Below are 17592 nucleotides of genomic sequence, written 5' to 3' on the forward strand. Positions count from 1 at the left end.
GCCTGCGCAAGCTCGACGAAATTCTGTCTTCTGAGCAGTCCGGCTACTCCAAGAAGGAGCGCCTGAACCTCGAACGTGAGCGCGAAAAGCTCGACAAGGCCCTCGGCGGTATCAAGGACATGGGCGGCACGCCGGACCTGATGTTCATCATCGATACCAACAAGGAAAAGATCGCGATCGACGAAGCCAAGCGCCTCGGCATCCCGGTCGTCGCCATCATCGACTCGAACTGCGATCCGGACCTGATCGATTATCCGATCCCGGGCAACGACGACGCTTCGCGCGCCATCGCTCTCTACTGCGACCTGATCGCCCGCGCTGCCATTGACGGTATTGCCCGTCAGCAGAGCGGATCGGGCCGCGACCTCGGCGCTTCTGCGGAAGCTCCGTTCGAGCCAGCGCTCGATGAGGCGACCGAAGCCTGATAAAAGCAGGCGGAGCAAAAAATTCCGCCCGAGCTTGCAGAGATTGGGAAAGGCCGCTCGCGACTCCTGGAAGTTCGGCGGCCTTGCCCTTTTCAGGCGGAAGCTGTGACTGCTTTTGCCCCGATGAATTCTGTTATGACGCGTCTTCATAACGCTGTCATACATACAGGTACATTTCGTGCCTCAATCCGGTGCCGCGCCGCGCGCTGCGGGCCACCGTATAAACCGACAAGAGGAAGCTTATGACCGAGATTACGGCTGCACTGGTGAAGGAACTGCGCGAAAAGTCTGGCGCAGGGATGATGGACTGCAAGAAGGCGCTGACCGAGACCAACGGCGATATCGAAGCCGCGATCGACTGGCTGCGCGCCAAGGGCATCTCCAAGGCCGACAAGAAGTCCGGCCGCACCGCCGCTGAAGGTCTGGTCGCCATTGCCGGTGCCGGTCACAAGGCTGTTGTCATCGAGCTGAATTCCGAAACCGACTTCGTTGCCCGTAACGATGCTTTCCAGGATCTCGCTCGCGGCATCGCCGAAGTTGCGCTTTCCACCGACGGCACGATCGAAGCCATTTCGGCTGCGACCTATCCGGCATCCGGCAAGCCGGTTGCTGACACCATCAAGGACGCGATCGCAACCATCGGCGAGAACATGACGCTGCGTCGTGCCGCCAAGCTCGAAGTCGAGCACGGCGTTGTTGCGACCTACATCCACAACGCTGCCGGCGATGGCATCGGCAAGCTCGGTGTTCTCGTTGCGCTGAAGTCGGTCGGCGACAAGGCCGTCCTGACGTCGCTCGGCCGCCAGGTTGCGATGCACATCGCTGCGACCAACCCGCTGGCGATCCGCGCCGAAGAAGTCGATGCCGCAGTCGCCGAGCGCGAACGCAACGTCTTCATCGAGCAGTCCCGCGAATCCGGCAAGCCGGAAGCCATCATCGAAAAGATGGTCGAAGGCCGCATGCGCAAGTTCTTCGAGGAAGTCGCTCTTCTCTCGCAGGCTTTCGTTATCAACCCTGACCTGACGGTCGGCGCTGCGGTCAAGGCAGCCGAAAAGGAAGCCGGCGCAGCGATCGAAGTCGTGGGCATGGCCCGCCTGCTCCTCGGCGAAGGCGTCGAGAAGGAAGCTACCGACTTCGCAGCTGAGGTTGCTGCTGTCGCCAAGGGCTGATCTTGCTGCCATATTTGGGAAAACCGAAGGGCATCGCGTGACAACGCGATGCCCTTCGTGTATCGGGCAATTGCGGCAATATACGAGGAGCCAACATGACGTCGGAACCAATCTATAAACGTGTTCTACTCAAGGCTTCCGGGGAAGCGATGATGGGTAGCCAGGGCTTCGGGATCGATGTTGCGGTAGCGGACCGCATCGCGTCAGACATTGCCGATGCACGGCAGATGGGCGTCGAGGTCGGTGTCGTCATTGGCGGGGGTAACATTTTCCGCGGCGTGGCGGTTGCGTCCAAGGGCGGCGACCGTGTCACCGGCGACCACATGGGCATGCTCGGCACCGTCATCAACGCGCTCGCGCTCGCGACCTCGCTGCGCAAGCTCAACATTGACACGGTGGTTCTGTCGGCCATTTCCATGCCGGAAATTTGCGAAAGTTTCTCTCAGCGCGCCACGCTGTATCACCTGTCGCTCGGCAGGGTGGTGATCTTTGCCGGCGGTACCGGCAACCCCTTCTTCACCACCGATTCTGCTGCAGCGCTGCGCGCCGCCGAAATGGGCGCTCAGGCGATCTTCAAGGGCACGCAGGTGGACGGGATCTATACCGCCGATCCGAAGAAAGATCCGGAGGCGACGCGTTTCGACCATCTGACCCACAAGGAGGTTCTCGACCGGGGCCTCGCCGTTATGGACGTCGCTGCTGTTGCGCTCGCACGCGAGAATTCCATTCCGATCGTCGTTTTCTCGATCCACGAGAAGGGACGTTTCGCTGAAATCTTGACGGGTGGTGGTCTCAAGACCATCGTGTCCGACAACTGATAGGGAGTTGCGCCGTTACCGGCGCAAATCTTCTGAGACAGGAGAATAGGTATGAGTGAAGGTATCGACATCAAGGAACTGAAGCGCCGCATGGATGGCGCAGTTTCCGCGTTCAAGAGCGACATTGCATCGCTGCGTACGGGCCGCGCTTCGGCCAACATTCTCGACCCGGTGACGGTTGAAGCCTATGGTTCGCGCATGCCGCTGAACCAGGTCGCCAACATCACTGTGCCGGAGCCGCGCATGTTGACGGTATCCGTCTGGGACAAGAGCATGGTCGGCGCCGTGGATCGTTCGATTCGCGAATCGAATCTCGGCCTGAACCCGATCGTCGACGGCCAGAATCTTCGAATTCCGCTGCCGGAACTCAACGAAGAGCGCCGCAAGTCTCTCGTCAAGGTCGCTCATGACTATGCCGAAAAGAGCAAGGTTGCGATTCGCCATGTTCGCCGCGACGGCATGGACGGCCTTAAGAAAGCCGAAAAGGATGGCGTAATCGGCCAGGACGAAAGCCGGGCACAGTCGGAACGCGTTCAGAAAATGACGGACGAGACGATTTTGGAAATCGACCGCTTGCTTGGCGAGAAAGAAAAGGAAATCATGCAAGTCTAGTATACTTGCGTCCTTGCCAAGAAAGACCGGACGGAAAATGTCGGAAACCTCATTTTTGACTGCGCCAGAACATGTTGCCATTATCATGGATGGCAACGGTCGTTGGGCAAAGCAGCGCGGCCTGCCGCGAACGATGGGACACCGCAGGGCGGTCGAGACCGTTCGCCAGACCGTGCGCACTGCCGGCGATCTTGGCATCAAATACCTGACGCTCTTTGCCTTCTCCTCGGAGAACTGGCGTCGCCCGGAGGCTGAGGTCACTGATCTCCTCGGCCTGCTGAAGGCTTTCATCCGTAGCGATCTCGCCGAGCTTCATCGGCAGAATGTGCGTATCAGGGTTATCGGTGACCGCGTCAACCTGCGCAGCGATATCCTCAAGCTTCTGCTGGAAGCAGAGGAGACGACCAGGGCCAATACGGCGCTGACACTCGTCATCGCCTTCAACTACGGTTCTCGCGACGAGATCGCTCGCGCCGTGATGAGCCTCGCCAAGGATGTGGAGGAGGGGCGCCTCAGATCGCAGGATATCACCCCTGCGCTGATCGACGCCCGGCTCGATACAGCCGGCATCCCCGATCCTGACCTCATCATCCGCACCAGCGGCGAAGAGCGGCTGTCCAATTTCCTGTTGTGGCAGGCCGCCTATTCGGAGTTCGTTTTCCTGCCGGAATACTGGCCGGATTTCAGCCGCGAGCTCTTCCTGTCGGCGCTTGAGAAATTTGCCTCGCGCGATCGCCGCTTCGGCGGTCTTACCGCGCAGGCCGCTGCAGTGAACACCTGATGAAGCAGGAACTGAAGCTCCGCATCGTTTCAGGCCTGATTCTCGCGATCATCGTTCTTGCCGCCACCTGGTATGGCGGCTTTATCTTCCGCACCGTGGCGGCGGCGATCGCGCTTCTGATCTATTACGAATGGTCGACGATCACAGGGATCGTGCGCGACCCGGTGACCAACGTGCTCGGCTGGGTGGGTGAGGCGCTAGTCGCCCTGCTCGTTCTGGCAGGTGCGTTCGAATATGCGTTCGGAATGCTGATCGCCCTGACTGCGGTCGGTATTGCCATGATCTTCCTGCATCGTGCCAGCCGCTGGTTCGCGCCGGGGCTTCTATATGCCGGCGGCACCGGATTGGCGCTTGCCGCGATCCGCGGCGATGAAACGCTTGGCCTCTACGCTATGCTCTTCATCTTCGCCGTGGTCTGGGCGACCGATATTCTCGCCTATTTCGTTGGACGCGCGCTTGGCGGTCCGAAGCTTGCTCCGCGCATATCGCCCGGCAAGACCTGGTCGGGCGCAGTCGGTGGCGCCATTTCAGCCGTCATCGCCGGAGCCGTCATTGTCCATTTTTTGATTCCGGAAGCCCTGGATCGAGCCGCGGTGATCGCGCTCATCCTGTCCATCTTCAGCCAGTCAGGTGATCTTTTCGAAAGCTTCATCAAGCGAAAATTCGGCGTGAAGGACTCCAGTCGTCTCATTCCGGGGCATGGCGGCGTCATGGATCGTGTCGATGGACTGATTTTTGCCTGTTTTTCAGCGTTCTTGCTTGCTGGCCTTTTTTCGCTGATAAAGGGCGGCGGAATGACGTCGCTCGGTGCGGCATTGTTCGGCCTTTGATCATTACGGCCAGATAGAAGAAGGAAGTCATGGAAGCGGTGACCGGCATATTCGGTTTTTTGACGGGCTACATCATCCCCTTCGTTATCGTGCTGTCGCTGCTCGTCTTCGTGCATGAGATGGGCCACTATCTCGTCGGGCGCTGGAGCGGTATCCGTATCCTCGCCTTTTCCGTCGGCTTCGGCCCGGAGATCGTCGGTTTCACCGATCGCTACGGAACGCGGTGGAAGATATCGGCGATCCCGCTCGGCGGCTATGTTCGCTTTTTCGGCGATGAGGATGCGTCCAGCAAGCCGGATACGGACAGGCTTGCCGCGATGACCGATGAGGAGCGCGAGCGTTCCTTCGCCGGCGCAAAGCTTTGGAAGCGCGCCGCGACCGTCGCAGCCGGTCCGATCGCCAACTTCATCCTTGCCATTGCCATCTTCACGGTTCTTTTCGCGGTCTACGGCCGCACGGTGTCCGATCCCGTTGTCGCCGAAGTGAAGCCGGACAGTGCTGCCGCGGCAGCCGGCGTACTGCCGGGCGACCTGCTCGTCTCAATCGATGGCACCAAGGTTCAGACCTTCGACGACGTGCGGCGTTATGTCAGCATCCGTCCAAACCAGAACATCGTCGTGACCATCGAGCGTAACGGCGAGAAGATGGACCTGCCGATGGTGCCGCAGCGCACCGATATCACCGACCAGTTCGGCAACAAGATCGAGGTTGGCCTGATCGGGATCGTTACGAACGAAGAGGTTGGCCACTTCCGTCTGCAGACCTATACGCCGCTTCAGGCACTGAACGAAGGCGTGACGCAGACGTGGCATATCGTGACGGGCACCTTCAAATATATTGGCAATTTGCTCAATGGATCGATGAAAGCCGACCAATTGGGTGGGCCGATCCGCGTGGCGCAAGCTTCGGGCCAGATGGCTACGCTTGGAATAGGCGCGTTGCTGCAGCTTGCTGCGGTTTTGTCAGTTTCGATTGGATTGCTGAATTTGATGCCGGTTCCGGTACTTGATGGCGGCCACCTGATGTTCTATGCGGTGGAAGCGGTTAGGGGAAGACCGCTGGGTTCTTCGGCTCAGGAAATTGCGTTTCGCATTGGCCTGGCCATGGTGCTTACATTAATGGTTTTTGCCACCTGGAATGACATTAGTGCGCTCATCGGCTAGCGCGTAAAAGATAGGGAAAATTACTGTTTATTTACGATGTTTCAAAGCTGTAGTGGCGAATGGGTCACGCTTCGAAATGAAGTAAACAGAAATTAACGAGCTCCCTTGCTTGTATGTCAAAAGCGGGTAAAACGACACACGTGGCCGGAATCGGGGGGTCCCCTGGGGCCGGAGACGAGGGAAAAAAGGTAATGGGTGAAATGAAGGCTGGTTCAAGGTTTTTGAACGCAGTATCGGCGATTGCGCTGTCTGCTAGTGTTGTTGCTTCTGGCGCAGGTGCTTTGACTTTCGTTTCGGCTACGGCTGCGGAAGCTGCTGTCATTCAGCGGATCGATGTACACGGTGCAAGCCGCGTCGGTGCTGAGGCCGTCCGGTCGAACATCACCATTACTCCCGGCAAGAGCTTCTCCAACACCGATATTGACGACTCCGTAAAGCAGCTTTACGGCACCGGTTACTTCTCCGACGTCAAGATTTCGGTTTCCGGCAGCACCCTCGTCGTCAACGTTCAGGAAGCGCAGCTCGTCAACCAGGTCGTCTTCAACGGCAACCGCAAGGTCAAGGACGACAAGCTCGCAGCCGTCGTCAAGACGCATGCCGCTGGTCCTTATAACGATGCGCAGATCCAGTCCGATATCGCGGCGATCAAGGAAGCCTATGCCGCTACCGGCCGCAGCGAAGTCGAAGTGACGACGCAGGTCGTTCCGCTTGGCGAGGGTCGCGTCAACCTCGCTTTCGTCATCAATGAAGGCGACCGCACCAAGATCGACGCCATCAATTTCGTTGGCAACCAGGCCTATAGCGCCGGCCGTCTCGCCGCTGTTATTCAGACCAAGCGTTCGAACTTCCTCTCGTTCCTGACCCGCAAGGACGTCTACAACGAAGACAAGCTGCACGCTGATGAAGACGCGCTGCGCCAGTTTTATTACAATCGCGGTTATGCCGACATGCGCATCGTTTCTTCCGATGCCGCTTTCGATGAAGCGACGAACAAGTACACGCTGACCTTCAATATCGAAGAAGGCCCGCGTTATGACTTCGGCGCGGTCAGCGTTCAGTCGACCGTCGAAGGTGTCGATGCCCAGCAGCTGCAGGGGCTGGTCAGAACTCGCGAAGGTCAGGTCTACAACGCCAAGGAAGTCCAGAAGTCCATCGAGGCGATTTCGGATCAGGTTGCTTCGGCCGGTTATCCCTTCGCGCGCGTCACGCCGCGCGGCAACCGCGACCTGAACAACAATACGATCGGCGTCGAATACCTCGTCGACCAGGGCGAGCGCGCCTATGTCGAGCGTATCGAAATCCGCGGCAACAGCCGCACGCGCGATTACGTCATTCGCCGCGAGTTCGATCTCAGCGAAGGCGACGCTTTCAATCAGCAGATGATCACCCGCGCGAAGCGCCGTCTTGAAGCGCTCGGCTACTTCTCCTCGGTCAACATTTCGACCCAGCCTGGCAGTTCGCCTGACCGCGTCGTCATCGTCGTCGACGTGCAGGATCAGTCAACCGGTTCGTTCGGTATCGGTGCCGGTTATGCGGCCGGCGGCGACGGTCTGTTGCTCGAAGCTTCGATCGAAGAAAAGAACTTCCTCGGCCGCGGCCAGTATATCCGCATTTCGGCTGGTGGCGGTCAGGAAGGCTCGCGCGCTTACGGTATTAACTTCACCGAGCCCTACTTCCTCGGTTATCGTCTTGCCGCCGGTTTCGACGTCAATCACAGCGAGACGTCGAGCAACGACAACTACGATTACGAGGAAACCAGCGGTGTTCTGCGCGTAACGGCGCCGATCACGGAAGATCTGGCCACGACGTTCCGCTATAATTACAAGCAGATGAAGTACGATTCCAGCGGAAGCAGTCTGTCCGATCTGTCCGCTACCTATCAAAACCTGGTCAACGAAAGCCCGTGGACGCGGTCTTCCATATCGCAGACGCTGACCTACAACACGCTTGACGATACCGTCCTGCCGCGTGAAGGCATTTACGCTACTGCGACACAGGAAATTGCCGGCCTCGGCGGCGACTCCCAGTACTACAAGATTTACGGTAAGGCCCGTTACTATCATCTGCTCGCTGACGATGCCGACATCATTGGCTCGCTCTCGGCTTCGGCAGGTTATGTTGTCGGCTTCGGTGATCATCTGAACGTCTTCGACCAGTTCACGCTGACCAATTCCGATATTCGCGGCTTCGAGAACAAGGGTATCGGCCCGCGCATCACCAACCCGGATGACCCGCTTGGTGGCACGACTTACTTCACTGCTTCTGCGGAAGCGACTTTCCCGATGCCGGGCTTCCCGCGTGACTTTAACCTGCGCGGTGCAGTCTTCGCAGATGCCGGCACGCTGTTTGGCAACGATGTCGAGCTTCTCGGTTCGGATACTGCGCAGGGTACGGACGCGCAGTTGCGTGCTTCTGTTGGCCTCGGCCTGATCTGGCAGTCGCCCTTCGGTGCACTGCGTGTCGACTACGCGATCCCGGTCGTGAAGGAAGACTTCGACAAGACCCAGCGCTTCAAGTTTGGCATTAACAACCAATTCTGATATCGGCAGTCCGGAACTGTAAATTTCAATTCCGTTCTGGAGTTTTGCCGATGGAGCAAAATACTTTTTTTCTGCCCCATGAAGGCGTGAGACTTGCTGAGTTAGCGCAATTTCTTGGGGCAGAACTTGGCAATTCCGCTCATGGCGATGTCATCATCCGCTCTGTCTCTCCTATAGCTAGAGCGCAGGCGGGGGATATCTGTTATATCCTCTCTCGCCGTAACCGTGACGAGTTCCTGACCTGCGCGGCTTCGGCCGTGATTTGCGACAAGGCGCTGGCTGAGCTGGTGCCGCCGCATATCCCTGTGGTGATCTCCTCCAATCCGCATGCTGCCTTCGCGATGGCCGGCGGGTATCTTTATCCCGCAGCGCTGAAGCCAGTGACCTTTTCGTCCGGCGAGACGGAGATCGCGGCGAGCGCTATTATTGATCCGACCGCGCGGCTCGAGAAGGGCGTGATTGTCGAGCCGATGGCAATCATCGGCCCCGGTGCGGAGATCGGCGAGGGCACGCGCATTGGCGCTCAGTCGATCATCGGTCCCAACGTCAAGATTGGTCGCAATTGCTCCATCGCAACTGGTGTGAGCATTCTGTGTGCACTCCTTGGCAATGGTGTCATCATTCATAACGGTGTCCGTATCGGTCAGGATGGGTTCGGCTATGCGCCGGGTCCGCGTGGCATGATCAAGATCGTGCAGATCGGTCGGGTGATCATTCAGGACAACGTGGAGATCGGCGCCAATACAACGATCGATCGCGGCGCCATGGACGACACTGTCATCGGCGAGGGAACCAAGATCGACAATCAGGTGCAAATCGGCCACAACGTCCGTATCGGTCGCCATTGCGCCGTCGTTTCGCAGGTCGGCATGGCCGGCAGCACCATCATCGGCGATGGTGTGCAGATTGGTGGACAGGTTGGCTTAAAGGGACATATCACCATTGGCGATGGCGCGCAGATCGCTGCAAAAAGTGGTGTCATGACCGATCTTGCTGCTGGCGGCCGCTATGGCGGAATACCGGCACGTCCTCTAAATGACTATCTGAAATATGTTGCACAGCTCATGGCAAAATCAGGGGCGCGCGGAAAAAAGGGAGGCAAGAATGACTGAAGCAACAGCCGCCACGCTTTCTTCGGCAGACATCATGGAAATCATGAAGCTGCTGCCGCATCGCTATCCATTTTTGATGGTCGACAAGATCGTCAATATCGATGGCGACAATGCCGCCGTGGGCATCAAGAATGTAACGGTCAACGAACCGCATTTTACCGGCCATTTCCCTGAAGCACCGATCATGCCGGGCGTATTGCTTGTCGAAGGCATGGCGCAGACCGCAGGCGCTATCTGCGCCAAGAAGGAAGGCCAGCCCGGCAACCTCGTCTATTTCATGACGATCGACAATGCCCGCTTCCGCAAGCCGGTCGTGCCGGGCGATCGCGTTGAATATCACGTGCAGAAAATCAAGCAGCGCGGCAATATCTGGAAATTCCATTGCGACGCAAAGGTCGACGGTGCACTCGTCGCTGAGGCCGATATCGGCGCGATGATCGTACGTAAGGACAAAGCATGAGCATGATTGCCGAAAGCGCCAGAATCCATCCGATGGCCGTGGTCGAAGACGGTGCCACGGTCGGTGAAGGCGTGGTGGTCGGCCCGTTTTGCCATGTTGGCCCCAAGGTCACGCTTCACGACAATGTCGAACTGATCAGCCATGTAGTGGTTCTCGGTTTGACGACCGTCGGCGCCGGTACGCGTATATTTCCTTCGGCCGTTATCGGTGGCGACTCGCAAAGCGCCCGTCACAGTGCCGTCGACACGTCGCTGATCATCGGGCGCAACTGCACGATCCGCGAGGGTGTTACGATGAACACCGGCACCGTCGAACATGGCGGTTCGACGGTAATCGGTGATAACAGTCTTTTTCTCGCCTATTCGCATGTCGCCCATGATTGCCGCGTCGGCAACCATGTCATCATGTCGAACAATGTCATGCTGGCTGGCCACGTCTCCATTGGCGATCACGCAATCATCAGCGGCGGCGCGGCAGTGCACCAGTTCACCCGAGTCGGCAAATATGCCTTTGTCGGCGGTCTCTCGGCCGTGAGTTACGACGTCATTCCTTACGGCATGCTGAACGGCAATCCCGGCATTCTGAGCGGCCTCAACGTCGTCGGCATGACACGCGCCGGCGTCGATCGCGCCGTCATTCACACGGTTCGCCGTGCCTATAAGGCGATCTTCGAGGGTGCCGGCTCGATCCGCGAGAATGCAGCCCAAATCCGCGACGAATATGCCGATTGCGAGCAGGTGGTCGAGATCCTCGATTTCATCGCGGCCGAAAGCGATCGCGCGCTGTCTTCGCCGAGCCGGGGACAGAAGGGCTGATCTGTGGCTTCCGACGGCGATACCGCTGAAGGCCGGCTGGCGATCATTGCCGGTGGCGGCCTTCTGCCGTCCTATGTTGCCGAAGCTGCACGTTCGGCTGGCGAAAATCCTGTTATCGTTATCCTGAAGGATGAGGGCGACCGTCGTTGGGACGGTTTCGACCACGCCACGATCGGTATCGGTGATTTCGCTTCGCTCGATCGGCTTTTCAAGCGGTATGGAGTGAGCCGTGTCGTCATGTCGGGCAGCGTCCGTCGGCGACCGGAATGGCGCGAGGTGCGGCCGACGCTGCGTATTCTGACCAAGGTACCCGCCGCCATCCGTACGCTGCTTTCGGGGGGCGACGATACCGTTCTGAAGATGGTCATCAAGCTGATAGAAGGGCGAGGTCTGCGCGTCGTCGGCGCCCATGAGATTGCACCGGATCTGCTGGCAACCGCAGGTCCGCTGGGCGCTGTTTCGCCCAATGAAGAGGATCGTCGTGACATAGAGCGTGCAGGCAAGGCCGCGGATGTGCTTGGCAGTCTGGATATCGGGCAGGGCGCCGTCTCGATCGGCGGGCGCGTCGTCGCTGTTGAGGGCGTTGAGGGCACGGACGGCATGCTTGACCGTGTGGCGAACCTGAGAGCGGCAGGCCGTATATCGCCGCGCCGGCGCGGTGTGCTGGTCAAGCTCAGCAAGCCGCAGCAGGATATTCGCGCCGACCTGCCGGCGATCGGTGTGTCCACCGTGCTCAACGCCAAAGCCGCCGGGCTTGCAGGAGTGGCCGTCGAAGCCGGCCGGGCGCTGGTGCTTGATCGCGGCGCGCTCATCAAGGCGGCAGACGAAAACGGCCTTTTTGTCTGCGGTATCGACAAGGGTTTACCGGGATGGGGGCTTCAATGAGCGACAGACCGCTGAAGATTGCCGTCATAGCCGGCGAAGTCTCCGGCGATCTCTTAGGTGCCGATCTCATTGCCGGGCTCAGGAAGATCCATTCCGGGCCGATCGAACTCGTCGGCGTCGGCGGCGAGGGATTGCAGGCCGAGGGGCTGAAATCACTTTTCGATTTTTCCGAGCTTTCCATCATGGGCATCACCCAGGTGCTGGCCAAGCTGCCGAAGCTCTGGTCTCTTATCCGACAGACCACCGCGGCGATTGTTGCGGCAAAGCCCGATATTCTTCTCATCATCGACAGCCCGGATTTCACCCATCGCGTCGCCAAGCGGGTGCGCACGGCGCTGCCCGACTTGCCGGTCGTCAATTATGTCTGTCCGAGTGTCTGGGCCTGGAAGGAATATCGCGCCCAGCGCATGCTCGCCTATGTCGATCATGTGCTGGCTGTGCTTCCGTTCGAACCGGCCGCGATGCAGCGCCTTGATGGACCGACGACCACCTATGTCGGGCATCGCCTGGTTGCCGATCCCGCATTGCTGGAGACGCGTCGGCTGCGCGCCGACCGGCGGCCCGGCAATGGTGCAATCCTGCTCCTCCCCGGTTCACGTTCGTCCGAGATCAAGAAGCTGTTGCCCTATTTCGAGGCCGCGGCGAGTGAGCTTGTCGCCCGCGATGGTGCAAAGCGCTTCATTCTGCCCACGGTGACACACAAGGAAGCCTTCGTGCGCGAGATGACAGCGGGCTGGGCAATCAAGCCCGAGATCGTCGTCGGTGCTGAGGCGAAGTGGAAAGCCTTCGCGGAAGCCGATGCGGCCATGGCAGCTTCCGGAACCGTCATCCTTGAGTTGGCGCTTGCCGATGTCCCGGTCGTTTCCGCCTACAAGGTCGATTGGATCATGCGCATGCTGACGTCAGGTATCAAGACCTGGAGCGGTGCACTGCCCAATCTGATCGCCGACTACGCAGTCGTGCCGGAATATCTGAACGATATCGTTCGCGGCGCAAGCCTCGCGCGCTGGATAGAGAGGCTGTCAGCCGACACCTATCAGCTGAAGGCGATGAAGGAAGGCTACGAGCTCATCTGGCAGCGCATGCAGACAGAAAAGCCGCCTGGAGAGCATGCAGCACAGATATTGCTCGATGTACTCGCCAACAAAAAACCCGGCCATTCCTGACCGGGTTTTCTTTTTGCTTCGAAGTCAGCGTTTAACGCTTGGAAACCGGCACGTAATCGCGCTTCGGTTCGCCGATATAGAGCTGGCGCGGACGGCCGATGCGCTGTTCCGGATCTTCGATCATTTCGTTCCACTGTGCGATCCAGCCGACGGTACGAGCCAGAGCGAAGAGCACGGTGAACATGGTCGTGGGGAAGCCCAGGGCCTTCAGCGTGATGCCGGAGTAGAAGTCGATATTCGGGTAGAGCTTCTTCTCGATGAAGTAGGAGTCGGTCAGAGCGATGCGCTCCAGTTCCATCGCAACTTCGAGAAGCGGATCGTCCTTGATGCCAAGTTCGCCGAGAACTTCATGCGTCGTCTTCTGCATGATCTTGGCGCGCGGATCGTAGTTCTTGTAGACGCGGTGACCAAAGCCCATCAGGCGGAACGGATCGTTCTTGTCCTTGGCGCGGGCGATATATTCCGGAATGCGGTCGACAGTGCCAATTTCCGTCAGCATGTTGAGGGCTGCTTCGTTGGCGCCGCCGTGAGCCGGCCCCCAGAGGCAGGCGATGCCGGCGGCGATGCAGGCGAATGGGTTCGCACCCGAGGAGCCGGCGAGACGAACCGTCGAGGTCGAGGCGTTCTGCTCGTGATCGGCATGGAGGATGAAGATACGGTCCATGGCGCGTGCGAGCACCGGATTGACGACATATTCCTCGCAGGGAACGGCAAAGCACATGCGCAGGAAGTTGGACGCGTAATCCAGATCGTTCTTCGGGTAAACGAAGGGCTGGCCGATATGGTACTTATAGGCCATCGCAGCGAGCGTCGGCATCTTGGCGATCATGCGCAGGCTGGCGACCATGCGCTGATGCGGATCGGTGATATCGGTGGAGTCGTGATAGAAGGCCGAAAGCGCGCCGACGCAGCCGCACATGACGGCCATCGGATGGGCGTCGCGACGGAAGCCGGTGAAGAAGCGGCTCATTTGCTCATGCACCATGGTGTGATGCGTGACGCGATAGTCGAAGTCCTTCTTCTGGGCGGCGGTCGGCAGCTCGCCGTAGAGCAGCAGATAGCAGGCTTCGAGGAAGTCGCCGTGTTCGGCAAGCTGCTCGATCGGGTAGCCGCGATGCAGGAGAACGCCTTCGTCGCCGTCGATATAGGTGATCTTCGATTCACAGGATGCGGTCGACGTAAACCCGGGATCGTAGGTGAAGGAAGCCGTGTTCTTGTAGAGGGCACCGATGTCGATGACGTCGGGTCCAACCGTGCCTTTTCGCACGGCGAGATCGACTGATTTGTCACCGATTTTGATTGTAGCGCTTTGATCCGTCATGCTGATCCTCCGGGGTGGCGGTGGCGCCGCAAAAGCGCCATAAGGGTTAAGCGTCCTAAGCGATAGCTATATGATCGCGAAGCTAATGCCAAGTTACCGTGATGCCATTTTGTGCATCGCGGCATCATCTTTTAGGCAGTGCAGCGATGAGCTAAATGCATATCAGAACACCATGATTTGACTGGTTTTTTTGCTCCCGCGAATTTTCCTCTTATTTCAATCGATTATTGTTTGCTCGTTTTGATTTCAGGTTGCATTCTGCCGGTATCCGGGGGCGGGTCCAGGCGATTATGGCGGGGTTGGAGACAAGAGAACGACAAGAGCAATCCATTGATGAAAAGATGGATTTTGCTGGCGTTGCCCCGCACGCCATTGTGACGCAATCGGCTCGGACCCAGGTTGCGATCCCATTTCGATGGCGATTGGTGACTGTTGCGAAACGATACGTCGGGTCGTCGATGCGGATGGCCGCGGAAGAGGCTGGCCACGGTCGCCTCATCCTCTTCTCGCCGGTCTTCCTTGGTGCGGGTGCCGCGACCTGGTTTCTAGCGGCCTCGGACTTTCCGGCCGTGTCGCTCGGTCTCTGCCTGCTTGTTCTCCTCATTGCCGTTGCGCTCTGCGGTTATGCCCGGACGAGACTGCGGGCGACGCTGCTTGCTCTGCTTCTTTTTGCCGGTGGAATGCTCTCTGCGCAGATCGAAACATGGCGGGCAAAGACCCTGATCCTCGATTCAGCCGTAACGACAACGGTGACCGGCCGGATCGAGCGCCGAGAAGGCGATGGCCAAGGGCGCTGGCGTTATATTCTTGACGTCACCGGAACGGATGCTCCTGAGATCAAGCGTCCGCCCGACCGCATCTCCGTGCTCGTCCGCGGAGCCACCCAGCCGTTCGAACTCGGCGACGTCATCGAGGGCAGGGCACGTCTCACGCCTCCGGCGGGACCGGCGCTCCCCCACCTTAATGATTTTGCCTTCAGCGCCTATTTTGACGGCATTGGTGCCAACGGCTTCTTCTATGGAGCACCGAAGAGGGTTGCAGAACAGCCGGAACGAGCGAGTTCGGTCGATGGGACCATCCTGGAGTCGCTCTACCGCCTGAGAAGCGGCATCGGCGATCGGATCCGCTCCACACTACCCGGCGACACCGGCGCCTTTGCCGCTTCCCTTGTCACCGACGAGAGACGGGCGATCTCGGATGAAACGACGGAGGCGTTGCGGCAATCCGGCCTTGCCCACATCATCGCGATCTCCGGCCTCAACATGGCGCTTTCAGCTGGCATCTTCTTTGTCGGGCTGCGAGTCATTCTCAGTCTCTTTCCCGGCATTGCCCAGGCGTGGCCAACCAAGAAGATCGCGGCGGCGGGTGCGCTTGCTGCGGTGACAGCCTACTATCTGATCTCGGGTTTTGCCGTCTCTGCCGAACGTGCCTTCATCATGATGGCGATTATGCTGGTTGCCGTCTTCTTCGACCGTCCGTCGATCAGCCTCAGAAACGTGGCGCTGTCCGCTCTCGTGATCCTCGCAGTCTCGCCATCGGAGGTGCTGGGGCCGAGTTTCCAGATGTCCTTCGCCGCAACACTTGCCCTGGTCGCCGGATACGACCTTTGGAAAGGGCGGCCGATGCGTGAGAATGCCTTTGCCAAACTTCCGATCATGAAGCCCTTCGTCATGGTCGGCGGATTCTTCGGTGGCGTTTTCCTGACGTCGCTCATCGGTGGTTTCTCGACGGCATTGTTTTCGATCGAGCATTTCCACCGGCTGACGGCCTATGGCCTTCCGGCAAATCTCGCGGCCATGCCGGTCATTTCCTTCATCGTCATGCCGGCCGGGATGCTGGCAATGCTCCTGATGCCTTTTGGTCTGGACGGCTGGCTATGGCAGGTGGCAGGCTTCGGGCTCGATCTGGTGATCACAATCGCAAAGGCAGTAGCGGGATGGGGTGGCAACATAGATATAGGTCGCTTGCCCGGTTGGTATTTCCCGACCGCCGTTTTCGGATTTCTGCTGCTGACCCTCCTCAGAACCCGGCTGCGGCACATGGGAACGGCAATTGTCGCGGTCTCAACGCTCGCTGTTGTGCTGCTTCCGTCGGAGGCGATGCCCGACATCGCCATCTCTGAAGATGGCGGCCTGGTCGCTATAATCGATGGAGAGGCGATGGCTTCGAACCGTGAAAAGCCGCCCGCCTTCATCTTCGAACAATGGCAGAGGGCACTTGCCGTCGAAGAGCATCAGAAGCCGGTTATGCTCCAGGCTGCCAAGGCGCCCACTGCGCCTGACGGCAAAAGACTGCAACTGTCACCCGATCAACGGAATGAAGCCAGAGAGGCAATGAGACAGGCAGTCGCCACTAGCCCGTCGTCACGTTTCTCCTGCCTGAAGGGCGCCTGGTGCACCACCTTGCTCGGCAATGGAAAGAAACTGACCGTCATCGACAATGCTGCCTATCTCGGGCCAGCCTGTGATACGGCTGATATTGTCGTGACCCCTGTCCGATTGCGCTTCGACCGTTGTCATTCCGGCGCGCTGCTCTTTACCGGCGAGACGCTGCGCAAGACAGGTTCTGTCGAACTTCGATTCACCGATAAGGGAGTTGAGGTCGCAACCGCATTCGACACATTGGGGCGACCCTGGATACGCCACCGCGCCTATGATTGGCGCAGCAACACATTCGCAGACGCTAATCTGTCGCCGGTCAGTGATAGCGGCGAATAAGACCGACGAGCTTGCCTTGGACCTTGACGCGATCCGGCGGGAAGATGCGGGTCTCGTAAGCGGGGTTTGCAGCCTCGAGCGCAATCGATGCGCCCTTGCGGCGGAAACGCTTGAGCGTTGCTTCCTCGTCATCGACGAGCGCGACGACAATATCGCCTGGATTGGCCGTGCTGCCATTGCGGATGATGACCGTGTCGCCATCGAAGATTCCGGCTTCGATCATCGAGTCGCCGCGAACTTCCAGCGCATAATGTTCACCGGAGCCGAGCATATCGGCGGGAACGGTGATGTCATGCGTATTGTTCTGGATTGCCGAGATCGGAACACCAGCGGCGATGCGGCCCATGACGGGAACGGAGACCGCATTGCCGTTATCGGCAGCAGGTGCCGGCTTTGCCGAGGCGGGAGGTGCCACGGGCTGGGGCTTGCCGAGGCTGCCCTCGATGACGCTCGGCGAAAAGCCGCGCCGAGGCTGCAGGCTCGGGCTGTAGGCTTCCGGCAGTTTGATGACTTCGAGCGCGCGCGCCCGGTTCGGAAGCCGGCGAATGAAGCCGCGTTCTTCGAGCGCCGTGATCAGCCGGTGGATACCGGATTTCGAGGCCAGATCCAGTGCGTCCTTCATCTCGTCGAAAGACGGTGGAACGCCCGACTCCTTCATCCTTTCATGAATGAAAAGAAGGAGTTCCTGTTGTTTGCGCGTGAGCATGGCGTCTCCCCAGTCTTGAAACAAATCCAGAACGGACACTATATGTTCCATATGTGTTCCGCAAGTAGCTAA

Annotated in this window: 16 protein-coding genes; 14 read left to right on the top strand and 2 right to left on the bottom strand. The window is 59.0% G+C overall.

What is annotated here, in order from left to right; genetic code table 11:
- The 13 genes from rpsB to lpxB all read left to right on the top strand — a co-directional run.
- On the top strand, nucleotides 1–425 hold a 425-nt coding region (gene rpsB / locus PMI11_RS24120; RefSeq protein WP_037072011.1), incomplete at its 5' end, for a 30S ribosomal protein S2.
- Between the two features lie 242 nt (nucleotides 426–667).
- Nucleotides 668–1594, top strand: a complete 927-nt coding sequence (gene tsf / locus PMI11_RS24125; RefSeq protein WP_007822398.1) for a translation elongation factor Ts — start codon at nucleotides 668–670, stop codon at nucleotides 1592–1594.
- A gap of 95 nt (nucleotides 1595–1689) precedes the next feature.
- Nucleotides 1690–2412: a UMP kinase gene (gene pyrH / locus PMI11_RS24130; protein WP_007822401.1), complete on the top strand. Its 723-nt coding sequence runs from the start codon at nucleotides 1690–1692 to the stop codon at nucleotides 2410–2412.
- 51 nt (nucleotides 2413–2463) lie between these two features.
- Nucleotides 2464–3024: a ribosome recycling factor gene (gene frr / locus PMI11_RS24135; RefSeq protein WP_007822407.1), complete on the top strand. Its 561-nt coding sequence runs from the start codon at nucleotides 2464–2466 to the stop codon at nucleotides 3022–3024.
- 37 nt (nucleotides 3025–3061) lie between these two features.
- A complete protein-coding gene (locus PMI11_RS24140) occupies nucleotides 3062–3805 on the top strand; it encodes an isoprenyl transferase (protein ID WP_007822413.1) in 744 nt (247 codons plus the stop codon).
- Nucleotides 3805–4635, top strand: coding sequence for a phosphatidate cytidylyltransferase (locus PMI11_RS24145; RefSeq protein ID WP_007822414.1), 831 nt, complete (start codon nucleotides 3805–3807; stop codon nucleotides 4633–4635). The genes PMI11_RS24140 and PMI11_RS24145 overlap by 1 nt, the downstream gene beginning before the upstream one ends.
- Nucleotides 4636–4664: 29 nt before the next feature.
- Entirely contained in the window at nucleotides 4665–5798 is a 1134-nt protein-coding gene (gene rseP / locus PMI11_RS24150) for an RIP metalloprotease RseP (protein ID WP_007822415.1), read from the top strand.
- Nucleotides 5799–5998: 200 nt separating this feature from the next.
- A complete protein-coding gene (bamA, locus tag PMI11_RS24155; protein ID WP_037072015.1) occupies nucleotides 5999–8338 on the top strand; it encodes an outer membrane protein assembly factor BamA in 2340 nt (779 codons plus the stop codon).
- A 50-nt stretch (nucleotides 8339–8388) separates the two neighbouring features.
- The gene (gene lpxD / locus PMI11_RS24160; RefSeq protein ID WP_007822417.1) at nucleotides 8389–9450 is read left to right on the top strand and encodes a UDP-3-O-(3-hydroxymyristoyl)glucosamine N-acyltransferase; all 1062 of its coding nucleotides are present in this window, start codon (nucleotides 8389–8391) and stop codon (nucleotides 9448–9450) included.
- Nucleotides 9443–9910, top strand: coding sequence for a 3-hydroxyacyl-ACP dehydratase FabZ (gene fabZ, locus PMI11_RS24165; protein ID WP_007822425.1), 468 nt, complete (start codon nucleotides 9443–9445; stop codon nucleotides 9908–9910). Before lpxD ends, fabZ begins: the two co-directional genes overlap by 8 nt.
- The gene (gene lpxA / locus PMI11_RS24170; protein ID WP_007822427.1) at nucleotides 9907–10725 is read left to right on the top strand and encodes an acyl-ACP--UDP-N-acetylglucosamine O-acyltransferase; all 819 of its coding nucleotides are present in this window, start codon (nucleotides 9907–9909) and stop codon (nucleotides 10723–10725) included. The genes fabZ and lpxA overlap by 4 nt, the downstream gene beginning before the upstream one ends.
- Nucleotides 10726–10728: 3 nt before the next feature.
- Complete coding sequence (locus PMI11_RS24175; RefSeq protein ID WP_007822428.1) at nucleotides 10729–11610, top strand: LpxI family protein; 882 nt, start codon at nucleotides 10729–10731, stop codon at nucleotides 11608–11610.
- Nucleotides 11607–12776, top strand: a complete 1170-nt coding sequence (gene lpxB / locus PMI11_RS24180) for a lipid-A-disaccharide synthase (RefSeq protein ID WP_037072012.1) — start codon at nucleotides 11607–11609, stop codon at nucleotides 12774–12776. The genes PMI11_RS24175 and lpxB overlap by 4 nt, the downstream gene beginning before the upstream one ends.
- Nucleotides 12777–12807: 31 nt before the next feature.
- Here the strand turns inward: lpxB and gltA are convergent, their stop codons facing one another.
- A complete protein-coding gene (gltA, locus tag PMI11_RS24185) occupies nucleotides 12808–14097 on the bottom strand; it encodes a citrate synthase (RefSeq protein ID WP_007822430.1) in 1290 nt (429 codons plus the stop codon).
- Between the two features lie 341 nt (nucleotides 14098–14438).
- On the opposite strand from gltA, the gene PMI11_RS24190 reads away from it, so the two are divergent.
- On the top strand, nucleotides 14439–16814 hold the full coding sequence (locus PMI11_RS24190; RefSeq protein ID WP_244430674.1) for a ComEC/Rec2 family competence protein: 2376 nt from the start codon (nucleotides 14439–14441) through the stop codon (nucleotides 16812–16814).
- Here PMI11_RS24190 and lexA read toward each other — a convergent pair.
- Nucleotides 16795–17520: a transcriptional repressor LexA gene (gene lexA, locus PMI11_RS24195; protein ID WP_007822432.1), complete on the bottom strand. Its 726-nt coding sequence runs from the start codon at nucleotides 17518–17520 to the stop codon at nucleotides 16795–16797. The two genes, PMI11_RS24190 and lexA, sit on opposite strands and share 20 nt — an antisense overlap.
- Nucleotides 17521–17592 lie beyond the last annotated feature (72 nt).

This window comes from Rhizobium sp. CF142 (assembly GCF_000281145.1).
GTDB lineage: Bacteria > Pseudomonadota > Alphaproteobacteria > Rhizobiales > Rhizobiaceae > Rhizobium.

Excerpts from the sequence above, each read along its gene's own strand:
- gltA (WP_007822430.1), bottom strand. The coding sequence starts at position 14,097 with ATGACGGATCAAAGCGCTACAATCAAAATCGGTGACAAATCAGTCGAT.
- lpxB (WP_037072012.1), top strand. The coding sequence starts at position 11,607 with ATGAGCGACAGACCGCTGAAGATTGCCGTCATAGCCGGCGAAGTCTCC.
- bamA (WP_037072015.1), top strand. The coding sequence starts at position 5,999 with ATGAAGGCTGGTTCAAGGTTTTTGAACGCAGTATCGGCGATTGCGCTG.
- rseP (WP_007822415.1), top strand. The coding sequence starts at position 4,665 with ATGGAAGCGGTGACCGGCATATTCGGTTTTTTGACGGGCTACATCATC.
- pyrH (WP_007822401.1), top strand. The coding sequence starts at position 1,690 with ATGACGTCGGAACCAATCTATAAACGTGTTCTACTCAAGGCTTCCGGG.
- lpxA (WP_007822427.1), top strand. The coding sequence starts at position 9,907 with ATGAGCATGATTGCCGAAAGCGCCAGAATCCATCCGATGGCCGTGGTC.
- lexA (WP_007822432.1), bottom strand. The coding sequence starts at position 17,520 with ATGCTCACGCGCAAACAACAGGAACTCCTTCTTTTCATTCATGAAAGG.
- fabZ (WP_007822425.1), top strand. The coding sequence starts at position 9,443 with ATGACTGAAGCAACAGCCGCCACGCTTTCTTCGGCAGACATCATGGAA.
- frr (WP_007822407.1), top strand. The coding sequence starts at position 2,464 with ATGAGTGAAGGTATCGACATCAAGGAACTGAAGCGCCGCATGGATGGC.
- PMI11_RS24145 (WP_007822414.1), top strand. The coding sequence starts at position 3,805 with ATGAAGCAGGAACTGAAGCTCCGCATCGTTTCAGGCCTGATTCTCGCG.
- PMI11_RS24140 (WP_007822413.1), top strand. The coding sequence starts at position 3,062 with ATGTCGGAAACCTCATTTTTGACTGCGCCAGAACATGTTGCCATTATC.
- PMI11_RS24190 (WP_244430674.1), top strand. The coding sequence starts at position 14,439 with ATGGATTTTGCTGGCGTTGCCCCGCACGCCATTGTGACGCAATCGGCT.
- lpxD (WP_007822417.1), top strand. The coding sequence starts at position 8,389 with ATGGAGCAAAATACTTTTTTTCTGCCCCATGAAGGCGTGAGACTTGCT.
- tsf (WP_007822398.1), top strand. The coding sequence starts at position 668 with ATGACCGAGATTACGGCTGCACTGGTGAAGGAACTGCGCGAAAAGTCT.